We start from the raw sequence: 14,403 nt of genomic DNA, 5'->3' as shown, positions 1-14,403 counted from the left end.
GGGTCGACGCCCGCCTCGAGGACGCGGCGCGCGCCGAGCTCGAGGTCGAGCTGCACAGCGTGGGCGCGCTGACGGAGCACCCGCGCGGCCTGGTGCTCGTCGTCCGCAGCTGCGACGCCCCGTGGCAGGACGGCGCGGGAGCGCCCACGTGCGGTGCGGGCGAACGCGCCGTCGCGACATACGCAGGGACCAGCACGGCGGGCCCGGGCGCCGGCCCCCGGTTCGAGCTCGACCCGATCGCGCCCGGCGCGCCCGAGCACCTGCTGGTGTCGCTCGCCGTCGAGGACTCGGCGGCCGCGTCCGCCGACGAGACCCTCATGGGTCTGACGAACGAGGTCGGGCTCGGCCTGCGCGCGGTCGCGATCGACGACGTGCCGGTGCCGTCCACGCCACCGCGAGCGCCCGGGGCGCCGGGTGACGGCGGCCCGCCCGTCGTCGCCGCACCGGCCGACCGGCTGCCGCGCACGGGCGCCGACCCCGTGCTGCTCGCGCTCGCCGCCGCCGCGGCGCTCGCGCTCGGCGCCGGGCTGCTGGGTGCGGCCCGACGTCCAGCACCGCCGACCCCGAGGAGAGGCTGACATGCGCGCTGCCGTCCGGGCCCTGGTGGCCGCCGCCGCGGCCGCCGCCGTGGCCGCCCCCGCCGTCGTGTCGACGTCGACCGCCGCGTGGCGCGAGGACGAGTGGGTCCACGGCCTGACCGCGACGTCGTCGCTGCGCTGCGGCCAGGACGAGGGGTTCACCGCGACCTCGGCGGGCCGGTTCCTGTCCGGGAGCCTGCTCGGCACGGACCTCGACCCGGTCGCCGCGCTGCAGGGCGTGCGCCTGGTGCGCGCCGCCGACGGCACCCTGACCGTCACGCCGCCGACCGCGATCGACCCCGGCTCGCCGGCACCGACCGCGACGCGGCTCAACCCGCTGACGGCGAGCGCGCTCAACGTCGTGGGTCTCAACCTCACGGGGCTGGGGGTCGGGCTGCCGGCCGGCTCGGCGGGCGCGCTGAACCAGTACGCGCAGGTGTCGGGCCACGGCACGGCCGCGGGCGCCGCGGGCCTGGTGAACGACAGCGGCGGCGTGCAGGTCACGCCGACGACCCCGTCCGACCAGCTGCCCGGGCCGGCGTACGTGTCGCTCGGCACGCTGCTGCCGGCGATCACGAACCTCGCCGACACGCAGCTGCGCGTGGGTGCCGTCGCCTCCAGCGCGCAGCTCGACGGGTGCGCCGACCTGCGAGCGCTGCTGTGGGGCGACGGCACGGCCACGGGTGCCGTGCGCAGCTACGGGGTGGCCGACGTCGGGCTGCGGACCAGCAGCCCGGTGCTCGGTCAGCTCGTGCAGGCCGTGAACGCGACCGTCGGCACGCTGCAGACCAACCTCGGGACGCTGGGGGGCACGTCGGGGCCGATCGCCGCGGCGATCCGCACCGGGCTGCTGGGGCAGCTCGGCGCCGGGCTGTCGCTCGCGCCGCTGTCCGGCACGGTCACGGTCACCACGCCGGACGTCGCCGGGGCGGTCGCCCCGCTGCTCACGGCTCCGCTCACCGACGGCGTCGTGACGCTGAACCTGTCGTCCGGCGTCATCGACGTCGACCTCGACGCGCTGCTCGGCTACGCGCCGGGCGCGCTCAGCAGCCAACCACCCAACACCGAGGTCGTCCTGAGCGCCACGGTGCTCAACCCTCTGCTGACGCGGGTCGGGGCGCTGCTCGACACGTGGACCGGGCAGGTGGTCCAGGCGCTCCTCACGGCGGTCCGGTCCGCGACCGTCACCGTCGACCTGACCACCACGGTCGCGGCGAGCGCGACCGTGCCCGTCACGGGTCCGGTCACCGTGAACGTCGCGGGGGTCCGCGTGCAGCTCACCGCACCCGTCGGGGCGATCCTCGACTCCGCCGCGGGCACCGCGGTGCCGCCGACCGCGGCCGTCACCGTGACGGCGACCGGGCTCACGGGCACGCTCGTCAACACCGTCCTCGGCGTCCTCGGCCTCTCGCTGAGCTCGATCACGGGGGCGCTGAACGGCTCGGGCGCGGCGCTCCTGGGCCTCGTCGCACCCGTGCTGCGCACCGCGCTCGTCGTACCGGTCACGACCCTCGGCGCGACGCTCGCGACGCTGTCCGGCACGCTCGTCACGGCGCTGTCGTCGCTGGTCGCCGTGCTGCCGAGCGTCGTGTCGCTCATGCTCAACGTGCAGCCGGACCGGCCCGGCGCACCACCGAGCGAGCCGTACACGGCCGGGACGGCGACGAGCACGCCCGAGTACCGCGTGACGGCGCTGCGGCTGGGCCTCGCGCGGTACACGAGCAGCGCGGACGTCGCCCACGTGCGGTTCGCGACCTCGACGGCGGGGCCGGTCGGCGCCCCCTGAGCCTGCACGGACGGGACCGACGGCCCAGGCGCACGGCGTTTCACCCTGTGGTCCGGCTCACGTTCCGCCGCGCGCGGCCGACGGAGAGGCACCCGGGTCGTCGTCCGACCGCCCGGGACGCCGGCAGGGGGCGCCGACGCACAGGAGGCCGCCCGATGAGCCAGTTCCGGATCCGCACCCGCATGGCCGCGCTCGTGGTCCTCACCGCGATCGGCCTGCTCGTCCTCACCGCGGTCGCGGTGGGCGGCGTCGAGCGGCGCATCCTCGCCGAGCGCTCGACCGCGACGCAGCACGTCGTGGAGTCCGCCCTGGGCGTCGTCGAGGCGTGGGCGGCGCGCGCGCAGGCCGGCGAGGTCACGGTCGAGGAGGCGCAGGCGGGCGCGCTCGCGACCCTCGGGACCATGCGCTACGGCGGCGACGAGTACTTCTGGGTCAACGACATGGCCCCGACGATGCTCATGCACCCGATCAAGCCCGAGATGGACGGCACGGCGCTGGGCGACTACGAGGACCCGGACGGGCTCCGGCTGTTCGTGCGCATGGTCGAGGTGGTCGAGGCCGACGGCGCCGGCACGGTGGCCTACCAGTGGCCCAAGCCCGGCGCCGAGGACCCGCAGCCCAAGATCTCCTACGTCGCGGGCTACGAGCCGTGGGGCTGGGTCGTCGGCTCGGGCATCTACGTCGACGACGTGCAGGCCGCGGCGCTGGCCGACGCAGTACCCGTGATCGGGGTGTCCCTCGCGGTGCTGCTCGTGCTCGCCGGCGCGGGCATCGCGGTGCAGCGCTCGATCGTGCGGCCCCTCGCGCGGGCCACCGACGCCCTGGCGTCGGGCGACTCGTCCGCGCGTCTCGACACGGGCCGCGAGCGCACCGAGCTGGACCGGCTCGCGGTCGCGCTCAACGCCACGCTCGACCGCACGACGGCCGCGACGACCGAGGTCACGACGTCGGCGCGCGCGGTCGCCGAGGCCGCCGCGACGCTCGTCGGGTCCTCGCAGGAGCTGACGGTCGCGGTGCAGGAGTCCACCGACCAGCTGCGCGGCGTGTCCGTCGGGGCCGGCGAGGTCGCCGACCGCGTCGAGTCCGTCGCGGCGGGTGCCCACCAGATGGACGCGTCGATCGGCGAGATCTCCCGCACCACGGCCGACGCGGCCGCGATCGCCGCCGACGCCGTGCGGATCGCCGAGCAGACGCAGCGCTCGGTCGCCGAGCTCGGCGAGTCGTCCGCGCAGATCGGGTCGGTCGTCAAGGTCATCACGGGCATCGCCGAGCAGACGAACCTGCTCGCGCTCAACGCGACCATCGAGGCGGCCCGCGCCGGCGAGGCCGGCAAGGGGTTCGCGGTCGTCGCGGGCGAGGTCAAGGACCTCGCGCAGGCCACCGCGCGCGCGACGGGGCAGATCGGCGACCAGGTCGAGCAGATCCAGTCGGCCGTGGGCCGCGCGGTCGAGGAGATCTCGCGGATCAGCGACGTCGTGTCCCGCATCGACGACTACCAGACGACCATCGCGGGCGCCGTCGAGGAGCAGACCGCGACCACCGCGCAGATGGCGCAGGCCGTCGCGGAGGCCGCGCGCGCGGGCCGCGGCATCGAGTCCGGCATCGGCGGCGTCGAGGAGCGGCAGGAGCGTTCGCTCGACGGGATCGCGACGATCCGCACCGCCGCCGACGAGCTCTCGGGCACGGCCCGACGCCTCGAGGAGTCGGTCGCGGCGCTGCGCGCCTGACGCCGGCACCCGTCCCCTCGTCGCCCCGTCGCCACCGCCCCGTCACGGCCGTCGAGCGCGGACTTCGGCCGCTTCTGGACCCTCGGAACCGGCCGAACCCCGCGTTCGGCGGGGGGGTGGGTGGCGCCGGGTGGGTGGCGGCAGAGAGCCCCGGACGTCGGACGGTCCCGCACCCGGTGGGTGCGGGACCGTCGTGCGACCGGGGAGTCGCGTCAGCGCGCGACGACCGGCTGCGCGTGCCAGATGCGGTCGATGTAGTCCCACATCGACCGGTCGGACGAGAAGAACCCGGACCGCGCGACGTTGAGGATCGCCGAGCGCGTCCACCCCTCGGTGTCGAGGTACGCGGCGTCGACCCGCTCCTGCGCCTCGACGTACGACTGGAAGTCCGCGAGCACCAGGAACCGGTCCTCGTGCAGCAGGTTCGACACGATCGGCTCGAAGACCTTGCGGTCGCCGTTCGCGAACGCACCCGACGCGATGAGGTCGATCGCGCGGCGCAGCGTGCGGTTCTCCTCGTAGTACCGGGACGGCTCGTACCCGGCGGCCACGACCTGCTCGACCTGCGGCTCGAGGAGACCGAACAGGAAGAAGTGGTCGTCGCCGACGAGCTGCCGGATCTCGACGTTCGCGCCGTCGTCGGTGCCGATCGTCAGGGCGCCGTTCAGCGCGAACTTCATGTTGCCGGTGCCCGACGCCTCCTTGCCTGCGAGCGAGATCTGCTCCGACAGGTCGGCCGCGGGGATCAGCGTCTCGGCGAGCGTGACGTTGTAGTTGGGCGGGAAGACGACCGTGAGCGCACCCTGCACGCGCGGGTCGGTGTTGACGACCGCGCCCACGTGGTTGATGAGCCCGATGATCTGCTTGGCCATCTTGTAGCCCGGGGCCGCCTTGGCGCCGAACGCGAACACGCGCCGCGGGATGCTCGTGGGGTCGAGCTCGCCGCTGACGATGCGCTCGTACTGCGACACGATGTGCAGCACCTTGAGGGTCTGCCGCTTGTACTCGTGCAGGCGCTTGACCATCACGTCGAGCATCGCGTCGGCCGGCAGCGTGATGCCGTCGCGGCGCTGCAGCAGCGCGTTCAGACGGTCCTTGTTGTGCGCCTTGACCGCACGGAACCGCTCGCGGAACTCGGCGTCGTCGGCCAGCGGCTCCATCTCGCGCAGCCGCTCGAGGTCCGTGACCCACCCGGGGCCGACCGCGTCGGTGATGAGCTCCGACAGCGCCGGGTTCGCCAGGCGCACGAACCGCCGGGGCGTGACGCCGTTGGTGACGTTGGTGAACTTGTCCGGCCAGTACTCCGAGAAGTCCGGGAGCACCTTGTCGCGCAGCAGCTGGCTGTGCAGCTCGGCGACGCCGTTGACCTTCGCGCCCGCCACGGTCGCGAGGTACGCCATGCGCACCGACCGCTCGGGGTGCTCGGCGATGATCGACATGCGGCGCAGGCGCAGCTCGTCGCCGGGGAACCGCTGCGCGACCTCCGCGAGGAAGTCGTCGTTGATGCGGTAGATGATCTCCAGGTGCCGCGGCAGCAGCCGGCCCAGCAGCTCGACCGGCCACACCTCGAGCGCCTCGGGCAGCAGCGTGTGGCACGTGTACGCGAAGCACTTCTGCGTCACCGCCCACGCCTCGTCCCAGTCCCACTTCTTCTCGTCGACCAGGATGCGCATGAGCTCCGGGACGGCGATCACGGGGTGCGTGTCGTTCAGCTGGAAGATGATGCGCTCGGGCAGGTCGTGCAGGTCGAAGTCCTCGGGCAGCACGTTCTCGACGAAGTCGCGGATCGAGCACGCGACGAAGAAGTACTGCTGCTGCAGGCGCAGCTCCTTGCCCTGCGGCGTCGAGTCCTCGGGGTACAGGACCTTCGAGATGTTCTCGGCGAACGTCTGCGCGCGCACCGCGTCGACGTACTCGCCGGAGTTGAAGATCTGCAGGTCGAACGCCTTGGTCGCGCGCGCGCTCCACAGGCGCAGCGTGTTGACGCGGCCGTTCTGGTAGCCGGGGACCATGTAGTTGTAGGGCACGCCGAGCACGTCCCACGCGGGCACCCAGCGCGTGCGCTCGACGCCGCCGTCGTCGTACGTCTCGGTGTGGCCGCCGAAGTGCACGGGCACCGAGTGCTCGGGGTGCGGGAACTCCCACGGCGCGCCGAGCGACAGCCACGTGTCCGGCTGCTCGACCTGCCAGCCGTCGACGAACGTCTGGCGGAAGATGCCGTACTCGTAGCGGATGCCGTAGCCGATGCACGGCACGCTCATCGTCGCGAGCGAGTCCACGAAGCACGCGGCGAGACGCCCCAGGCCGCCGTTGCCGAGACCCGGCTCGACCTCCTGCTCACGCAGGGTCGCGAGGTCGATGCCGAGGGACGCGAGCCCCTCCTCGACGATCTCGGTGAGGTCGGTCGCGATGAGCGCGTTGTCGAGCTGGCGCCCCAGCAGGTACTCGGCCGACAGGTACGCGACCGACTTCGCCTGCGCGTCGAACTGCCGCCGCAGCGTCTCGAGCCACCGGGCCATGAGGTACTCGCGCACCGTGCGCGCGAGCGCCAGGTACTGGTCGTTGTCGCTCGCGCGTGCGAGCGTCACCCCTTGGCCGAAGTGGAGCTCGCGCAGGAACTCCTTCACGAAGCCCTCGACGGAGTGCTGGGGGGCGGTCACCGGCGCGGTGCCGTTGGCACGGTTCTCAGTCACTTGCGCAACGGTAGTTGCCCCGTGGTCCCACGGCCAGGCCGTGCGCCCGGCGGATCCGCCGGCGAACCGGACGCTCGTCACGGACCGGACGTCCCGGGCACCCGCGGGCAGTGCGGGGGCCCACGCGCAGGGCCCGCGGGCGCCGTGCGCGTCCGACCTGGGCGGACGTCTCGTTGCACAGGTTCGCCCCGAGGGGCAGATTGGCCCTCACGGCCGTCCGCGCAGCGGGCCGCCCACCGGTGGGACCGACGTGCGCAGCCCTGCGACCGCGCCCCGGGCTGACGAACCTGCGGGGTACCGCGCATGGCGCGCACGTCGACCGAGCCGGCACCGTCGACGGGCACCGACGTCGACACGCGACGGCCGGTGCCGCGCGGCGACGCCCGCCCGACGCGGGACGCGGGGGACGCCGCCCCCGCCGGCACGCCCCACGCGTCGCCCTGGGCGCGCGGCGTCGCGCACGTCACGGGCCGCGTGCTCCAGGCGTACGCGATCTGGCTGCTCGTGGCGCTCGTGCTGCTGCCGTTCTGGCCGCACCAGGTCCGCGCCGTCGGCCACGTGCTGTCGATGACCAACGTCCCCGCGCAGCCGGGGCTGTTCTCCGCGATCCTCGTCGGCGTCGTCGCGTCCGGCGTGCTGCGCCGCCTGCGGGCCGCCGTGTGGTTCGTCGTGGTCGTGTGGCAGCTGCCCGTCGCCCTCATCGGCCTGCTCACGCTCGTGCTCGTCGCGACCGGGTCGGCGACGCTCGCCGAGCTCGAGGTCACCACGCGCGACGTCGTCGCGTTCTGCTTCTCGCTGCCGATCATCGTGGTCCTCGTCTCGGCGCGGCGCGCGTTCCCGGCCCGGCTGCGACGCGGCGCGTGGTGGCGCGCCGTGCTCGTCACCGGCGCCACGGCCCTCGCCGCGGCCACGCTCGCCTACACGCTGCTGCAGTTCGACCCCGCGGGGCTCACCACGCAGGGCGACCGGCTCGGCTGGAGCCTGTCGCACGTGCTCGGCATCCACTCGAGCGTCGTCGCGAGCGGCCACGGCCCCGCGTGGGTCGGCGCGCTCGTCGGGCTCGTCTCGGCGGCCGGCCTGCTGCTGGGCATCGCCGTGTTCCTGCGCTCGTCGGCGAGCCCCGCGGGCGAGCGCGCGGCCGACGCGCTCGCGGTGCGGCGCCTGCTGCTGGAGGACCCCGAGCACGACTCGCTCGGCTACTTCGCGACGCGCGACGACCGCTCGGCGGTGTTCTCCCCCGACGGTCGCGCCGCCGTGTCGTACCGCGTGGTGTCCGGCGTGAGCCTCGCCGCCGGCGACCCCGTCGGGGCCCGCGAGTCCTGGCCGGCGGCCGTGGACCGCTGGCTCCTGCACACGCGGCAGCACGGCTGGATCCCCGCGGTCACGTCGACCACCGAGGCCGGCGCCCGCACCTACCGCGACGCGGGCCTGCACCCCGTGCCCATGGGTGACGAGGCCGTCGTCGTGACCCGCCGCATCGACCTCGCCAACCCTGCCCTGCGCCCCGTGCGCCGTGCGGTCGAGCGCGGGAAGGCCGCCGGGTACGAGGTCCGCGTGCGCCGCCAGTCCGCGATCCCCGCCGACGAGCTCGCCGAGCTCGTGCGCGACGCCGACCGCTGGCGGCACGGCGAGGAGCGCGGCTTCTCGATGGCGCTCGAGCGGCTCGGCGACCCGGTCGACCCGCGCATCGTGGTCGTGACCGCGCACGACGCCGACGGTGCCGTGCGCGGCCTGCTGTCGTTCGTCCCGTGGGGCCGGCGCGGGCTGTCGCTCGACGTCATGCGCCGCTCGCCCGACGCCGTCGCCGGCGTGACCGAGCTCATGGTCGCCGAGCTCGCCGCCGCGTCGCGGGACCTCGGGATCGAGAAGGTCTCGATGAACTTCGCGATGTTCCGCTCGACGTTCGAGGTCGGCGAGCGCGTCGGTGCGACCCCCGTGCAGCGGTTCAACCGCCGCGTGCTGCTGCTCGCGTCGCGGTTCTGGCAGCTCGAGCAGCTCTACCGCTCGAACGAGAAGTACCTGCCCGACTGGGAGCCGCGCCTCATGTGCTACGAGGCGGCCGGGCAGCTCACGCGCGTCGTGTTCGCGCTCGGGCAGGCCGAGGGCTTCCTGCCGCGCAACCCGCGCTGGCTCACCGGTGCCGACGACCGCTCCGACCGCTCCCCCGAGCTGCACGACCCCGCGTTCGTCGCGGCGGTCGTCGCGCAGGAGGACGAGGCCCTCGCGGTGACCGCGCCACCGCGCCGCCTCACCGAGCAGCAGCGCACGCGCCACGCGAAGCTCGACGTGCTGCACGCCGCCGGCATGGACCCGTACCCCGTGACCGTGCCCCGCACGGCCGCGGTCGCCGCGGCGCGCGCCGTGCTCGACGCCGTGCCGCCCGGCACCACGAGCCCCGCCGCGGGTGCGGACGAGCTCGCGGTGGTCGGGCGAGTCGTCCGCCTGCGCGACCTCGGGGGCGTCGTGTTCGCGGTGCTGCGGGAGGGCGGGGCCGATCTGCAGGTCATGCTCACCGCCTCCGGGTCGGCCGACCTGGCGCTGTGGCGCCGGGCCGTCGACCTCGGCGACCAGGTGTCCGTCACGGGCGTCCCGGTGCGCAGCCGGTCGGGCGAGCCGACGCTGCTCGCGCGTTCGTGGTGCATGGCCGCCAAGGCGCTCACGCCGCCACCGGACAAGCACCGCGGCCTCGCCGACCCCGAGGCGCGCGTGCGGCTGCGGCACATGGACCTCGCGCTGAACGACCGCGCCGAGCACCTGCTGCGGGCGCGCGCCGCCGCCGTGTGGTCCCTCCGGTCCTCGCTCGTCGAGCGCGGGTTCATCGAGGTCGAGACACCGATCCTGCAGCGCATCCACGGCGGCGCGAACGCGCGGCCGTTCACGACGCACATCAACGCCTACGACCTCGACCTGTACCTGCGCATCGCCCCCGAGCTGTTCCTCAAGCGGCTCATGGTCGGCGGCGTCGGGCGCGTGTTCGAGCTGGGCCGCAACTTCCGCAACGAGGGCGTCGACGCGACCCACAACCCCGAGTTCACGTCGATGGAGGCGTACCAGGCGTACGGCGACTACACGACGATGCGGCACCTCACGCGCGAGCTGGTGGTCGCGGCGGCGGTCGCGGTGCACGGCGAACCGGTCGCGCACCGGCCCGACGGCACGGTCGTCCGCCTCGACGGCGAGTGGCCCGTGCTCACCGTGCACGACGCCGTGTCCCGCGCGCTCGGCACGCCCGTGACGCCCGACCTGCCGCTCGCCGACCTGCGCGAGCTGTGCCGCGCGCACGACGTCGCGTTCGACGACGACGAGACGCACGGCGCCCTCGTCGAGGAGCTGTACGACCGGTTCGTCGAGGGGCAGACCGTCGAGCCGACGTTCTACACCGACTTCCCGGTGGAGACGTCGCCGCTGACGCGGCGGCACCGCGACGACCCGCGGCTCGCCGAGCGCTGGGACCTCGTCGCGTTCGGCGCCGAGCTCGGCACCGCGTACTCCGAGCTCGTCGACCCGGTCGAGCAGCGCCGCCGGCTCACCGAGCAGTCGATCCTCGCGGCCGCGGGCGACCCCGAGGCGATGGAGGTCGACGACGAGTTCCTGTCGGCTCTCGAGTTCGCGATGCCCCCCACGGGCGGCGTCGGGATCGGCGTCGACCGGGTCGTCATGATGCTCGTGGGCGGGTCGATCCGCGACACGCTCGCGTTCCCCTTCGTCCGGCCGTCGGGCCGGCGCTGACGCGGCGGACGGGAGGAGGACCCCGTGGTGCTCGCTCTGCTCGCCGCGACCGTCGCGGCCGTCGGCTACGGCGTCAGCACGGTCATGCAGGCCGTCGCGACGCGCCGCGCGCAGGGTCTGACGGCGCTGCGCCAGCCGCTCGTGGTCGGCGCCCTCGTCATCGACGGGGCGGCGTGGCTGCTGTCGCTGGTCGCGCTCGACCGGCTGCCGCTGTTCGTCGTGCAGGCCCTGCTCGCGTCGTCGGTGGTCGTGGTGGTGCTGCTCGCGCGCACCGTGCTGGGTGCGCCGACGCGCGGCCGGGACGTCGGCGCGATCGTCGCCGTGGTCGGTGCGCTCGTCGTGCTCGCGGCGGGCTCCGGCGAGCAGCCCGCCGTGACGCCGCCGTCCGGTTTCACCACCGGGATGCTCGTGGCCTCGGGCGTGCTGGTCGCCGCGACCGTCGCCGCGTACGCGCGCGGGGGCGCGCTGCTGCTCGCGACGCTCGGCGGGCTCGGGTACTCGGGGGCCGCGATCGCGGCGCGCGGCGCGCACGCGTCCGGCGGGCTGCTCGACACCGTGCTGCAGCCCCTCGCGATCGCGATCGTCGCGTGCGGAGCGGTCGGCGTGCTCGCGTACCTGCGGGCGCTCGAGCGCGGCTCCGCCGGGTCCATGGCCGCCGTGCTGTCGGTCACCGAGGTCGTCGTGCCCGGTGCCGTGGGCGTCGCCGTGCTCGGCGACACGGTGCGCGCCGGGTGGGCCGTGCCCGTGGTCGCCGCGCTCGTCCTCGCGATCGCGGCGTGCGTCGTCCTCGCGACGAGCCCCGCGAGCGTCGCAGCCGAGGCCCCGGCGCAGGACACTCCCGGCGAGCGCCCAGCCGGCTCCCAGACGACCGGCGCACCCTGAGCGTCGTCCTCGGGGCTCCGAGGCGTCCGGAGTCTCGGAGGTAGCCGTGCACGTCGCGATCCTCGACCGTTCGTGGCAGGGGTGGGCAGCGGTGGGAGCGGGCGCGCTGCTCGCCGTCGTCTGCGTCGTCGCACTCGTCCGGACCGTGCGGCGACGACGTCGCCGGCACCATCCCGCGGGTCTGCTCGCCGTGACGGGCGGGCTGCTGTGCCTGACCCTGGTGGCCGCGACCGGGCTGCTCGCCGTGGGGGTCGGGACGGGGTACGTCAGCGACTGGGCCGGGATCGCCACGGTCGGGGCGACCGTGGTCGGCGACGCACCCGACGCGCTCGCCGCGGGCCAGCCCGCGGACCCGCCCACACCCACCACGGCGACGGCCGGGCGCACGTGGGACGTGACGATCCCGTCGCACTCGCGCGGCGTGCCCGACTCCGACACGTACCTGTACGTCCCCCCGGGCTACTCCCAGGACACCGGTGCGCGGTACCCGGTGCTCTACATGATGCACGGGGCGCCCGGCACGAGCGCCGACTGGTTCACCGCGGCGCACCTCGACCAGGTGCTCGACGGGCTCATCGACGCCGGCACCATCCCGCCCGTCGTGGTGGTGTCGCCCGACCTCGACCTGGGCGCCGCGGACGAGCCGGTGGACATGCCCGCCCCCGGCGCGCTGCACGAGACGTTCCTCGTCTCCGACGTCGTGCCGTGGACCGACGCCCACCTGCGCACGGTCCCGGACCAGCCCCACAGGGTCATCGGCGGCATCAGCGCCGGCGGCCTCGGCTCGCTGCTCGTGGGGCTGCGGCACCAGTCCACGTTCGCGGGCATCGTCTCGCTCATGCCCTACCTGGTCCCCGAGGCGCCGGCGCTGCACGCCTCGGCCTCGGCGCTGGCCGCCAACGAGCCCCTCGAGGTGATCGGCCGCACGACGTACTCCGAGCGGCTGCCGGTGTTCGTCGGCGTCCCCAGCGGCGACGACGTCACCGAAGGTCACCGCATCGCCGACGCGCTCACCCAGCAGGGTCTGCCCGTGCAGGTCGGCGACTACGTCGGCGGTCACGACTGGAGCACCGCCCAGACCATGGCGCCCGACGCGATCACGTGGATCGTCCAGCAGGTGGGCTGGACGTCCCCCGCCCCGGCCGGCACCGCCACGCCCGCGCCGTCGCCGACCGCCACGGCGGGCTGACCGCCCGCAGCGCCGCCGTCAGCGCGACGTGCGGCGGTACCGCGCGATCGCGAGCGGCGCGAACACCACGAGGATCACCACGACGCACAGCAGCGTGTAGAGCGCCGGGTGCTGCATGGACCACGCGTCGGGCACGGCAGCGTTCGGGTTGGTGTTGCCGAACAGCTCGCGGCAGGCCTGCGTGAGCGTCGAGACGGGGTTCCACTCCACGACCCGTTGCAGCGGGGCCGGGAAGGACTCGAGCGGCACGAACGCGTTCGACACGAACGTGAGCGGCATGATGACGATGAACGACGCGTTGTTGATGACCTCGACGCTGGGCACGAGGACGCCGACGAGCGCCATGATCCAGCTCACCGCGTACGCGAACACGAGCAGCAGCGCGAACGCGGCGACGGCGTCGACGAACGACCCCCGCACGCGCCACCCGACGAGCAGGCCGGTGAGCGCCATGATCGCGAGCGACAGCACGTTGTAGACGACGTCGGACAGCGTGCGCCCCGCGAGCACGGCCGACTGCGACATCGGCAGCGAGCGGAACCGGTCGATGATGCCCTTCTGCATGTCCTCCGCGATGCCGGCACCCGTGAACGTCGCACCGAAGACGACGGTCTGCGCGAAGATCCCGGGGATGAGGAACTCGCGGTAGTTCACGCCGTCACCGGGGTCGATCGCACCGCCGAACACGTACGCGAACAGCAGCACGAACATGATGGGCGAGATCAGCACCGCCACGAGGATCTCGGGCACGCGCAGGATCTTGATGAGGTTGCGCTTGGCGACGACGTGCGTGTCGGTCACCGTGCGGGCGAGCGAGCTCATCGCGTCTCCTCCTGGACGTCGTCGGCCGTGCGGCCCGTGAGGGTGAGGAACACGTCGTCGAGCGTCGGGCGCCGCAGCCCCGCCTCGAGGACGGCCACGCCGTCGGCGTCGAGCCGGTCGAGCACGGCGCGCAGCACGCGCGTGCCGTCGGCCACCGCGACCGACAGCGCGCGACCGTCACCGTCGGCGTGCACGTCGTCGTCCGCGGCCGCGACGGCCGCGAGCGCCGCGCGGGCCGCACCGGAGTCGGCGGCGTCGGCGAGCAGCACCTCGACGCGCTGGCCGCCGACCTGAGCCTTGAGCTGGTCGGCCGTGCCACGGGCGATCGCACGGCCGTGGTCGATGACGACGATGTCGTCCGCGAGCCGGTCGGCCTCCTCGAGGTACTGCGTCGTGAGCAGCAGCGTCGTGCCCTGACGCACGAGGTCGGCGATGACGTCCCACATCTGCAGGCGGCTGCGCGGGTCCAGGCCCGTGGTCGGCTCGTCGAGCACCACGACGGGCGGCTCGGCGACGAGCGCGCACGCGAGGTCGAGGCGGCGGCGCATGCCTCCCGAGTACGTCTTGGCCGGGCGTCCGCCGGCGTCCGCCAGGTCGAACCGCCCGAGCAGCGCGTGCGCACGGTCGCGCGCACGGCGCCGCGGGAAGCCGTAGAGGCGCCCGATCATCTCGAGGTTCTCGGCACCCGTGAGGTTCTCGTCGACCGCCGCGTACTGCCCCGACAGCCCGATGCGGCGGCGCGCCTCCTCGGGGTCGCGCAGCACGTCCGCACCCGCGACGGTCGCGGTCCCCTCGTCGGGGCGCAGCAGCGTCGTGAGGATCCGCACCGCCGTCGTCTTGCCCGCGCCGTTGGGCCCCAGCAGCCCCAGCACGGTGCCCTGCGGCACGTCGAGGTCCAGGCCGCGCAGCGCCTCGACCTGGCCGTACCGCTTCACCAGTCCCCGCGCGGTGATGGTCGCCGTCATCGCTCTCCTCGTCGGTCGTCGTGACGTGCGTA

At 74.4% G+C, this 14,403-nt stretch carries 9 protein-coding genes; 6 read left to right on the top strand and 3 right to left on the bottom strand.

Annotated elements, in window-relative coordinates; all coding sequences use genetic code 11:
* The 3 genes from CS2_RS11795 to CS2_RS11785 all read left to right on the top strand — a co-directional run.
* On the top strand, positions 1-578 hold a 578-nt coding region (locus CS2_RS11795; RefSeq protein WP_156442117.1), incomplete at its 5' end, for an LPXTG cell wall anchor domain-containing protein.
* A gap of 1 nt (position 579) precedes the next feature.
* Positions 580-2,364 carry a choice-of-anchor G family protein gene (locus tag CS2_RS11790; RefSeq protein ID WP_070320147.1) on the top strand — a complete coding sequence of 595 codons (1,785 nt, stop codon included), beginning with the start codon at positions 580-582 and terminating at the stop codon, positions 2,362-2,364.
* A 155-nt stretch (positions 2,365-2,519) separates the two neighbouring features.
* On the top strand, positions 2,520-4,091 hold the full coding sequence (locus tag CS2_RS11785; RefSeq protein WP_070320146.1) for a methyl-accepting chemotaxis protein: 1,572 nt from the start codon (positions 2,520-2,522) through the stop codon (positions 4,089-4,091).
* Between the two features lie 212 nt (positions 4,092-4,303).
* Here CS2_RS11785 and CS2_RS11780 read toward each other — a convergent pair whose 3' ends face one another.
* The gene (locus CS2_RS11780) at positions 4,304-6,784 is read right to left on the bottom strand and encodes a glycogen/starch/alpha-glucan phosphorylase (RefSeq protein ID WP_046529982.1); all 2,481 of its coding nucleotides are present in this window, start codon (positions 6,782-6,784) and stop codon (positions 4,304-4,306) included.
* 303 nt (positions 6,785-7,087) lie between these two features.
* Here CS2_RS11780 and lysX point away from each other — a divergent pair, with 303 nt between their 5' ends.
* Genes lysX through CS2_RS11765 form a run of 3 tightly spaced genes read left to right on the top strand, consistent with a single transcriptional unit; the run spans position 7,088 to position 12,584 of the window.
* Positions 7,088-10,513 (top strand): bifunctional lysylphosphatidylglycerol synthetase/lysine--tRNA ligase LysX, encoded by a 3,426-nt coding sequence (lysX, locus tag CS2_RS11775; protein WP_082740179.1) that lies wholly within the window; start codon positions 7,088-7,090, stop codon positions 10,511-10,513.
* Between the two features lie 24 nt (positions 10,514-10,537).
* Entirely contained in the window at positions 10,538-11,395 is an 858-nt protein-coding gene (locus CS2_RS19065) for a hypothetical protein (protein ID WP_070320145.1), read from the top strand.
* Positions 11,396-11,441: 46 nt separating this feature from the next.
* Positions 11,442-12,584: an alpha/beta hydrolase gene (locus tag CS2_RS11765; protein ID WP_070320144.1), complete on the top strand. Its 1,143-nt coding sequence runs from the start codon at positions 11,442-11,444 to the stop codon at positions 12,582-12,584.
* An 18-nt stretch (positions 12,585-12,602) separates the two neighbouring features.
* On the opposite strand, the gene CS2_RS11760 is transcribed toward CS2_RS11765, so the two are convergent.
* Both CS2_RS11760 and CS2_RS11755 read right to left on the bottom strand, forming a co-directional pair.
* Entirely contained in the window at positions 12,603-13,406 is an 804-nt protein-coding gene (locus tag CS2_RS11760) for an ABC transporter permease (RefSeq protein WP_046529981.1), read from the bottom strand.
* Entirely contained in the window at positions 13,403-14,371 is a 969-nt protein-coding gene (locus tag CS2_RS11755; RefSeq protein ID WP_070320143.1) for an ATP-binding cassette domain-containing protein, read from the bottom strand. The genes CS2_RS11760 and CS2_RS11755 overlap by 4 nt, the downstream gene beginning before the upstream one ends.
* Positions 14,372-14,403: the final 32 nt, after the last annotated feature.

The organism is Cellulomonas iranensis NBRC 101100 = JCM 18110 (genome assembly GCF_001552375.1).
Classification (GTDB): domain Bacteria; phylum Actinomycetota; class Actinomycetes; order Actinomycetales; family Cellulomonadaceae; genus Cellulomonas; species Cellulomonas iranensis.
Note: the sequence above shows the minus strand (reverse complement) of the source record. Positions and strands in the feature narration are given on the sequence as shown.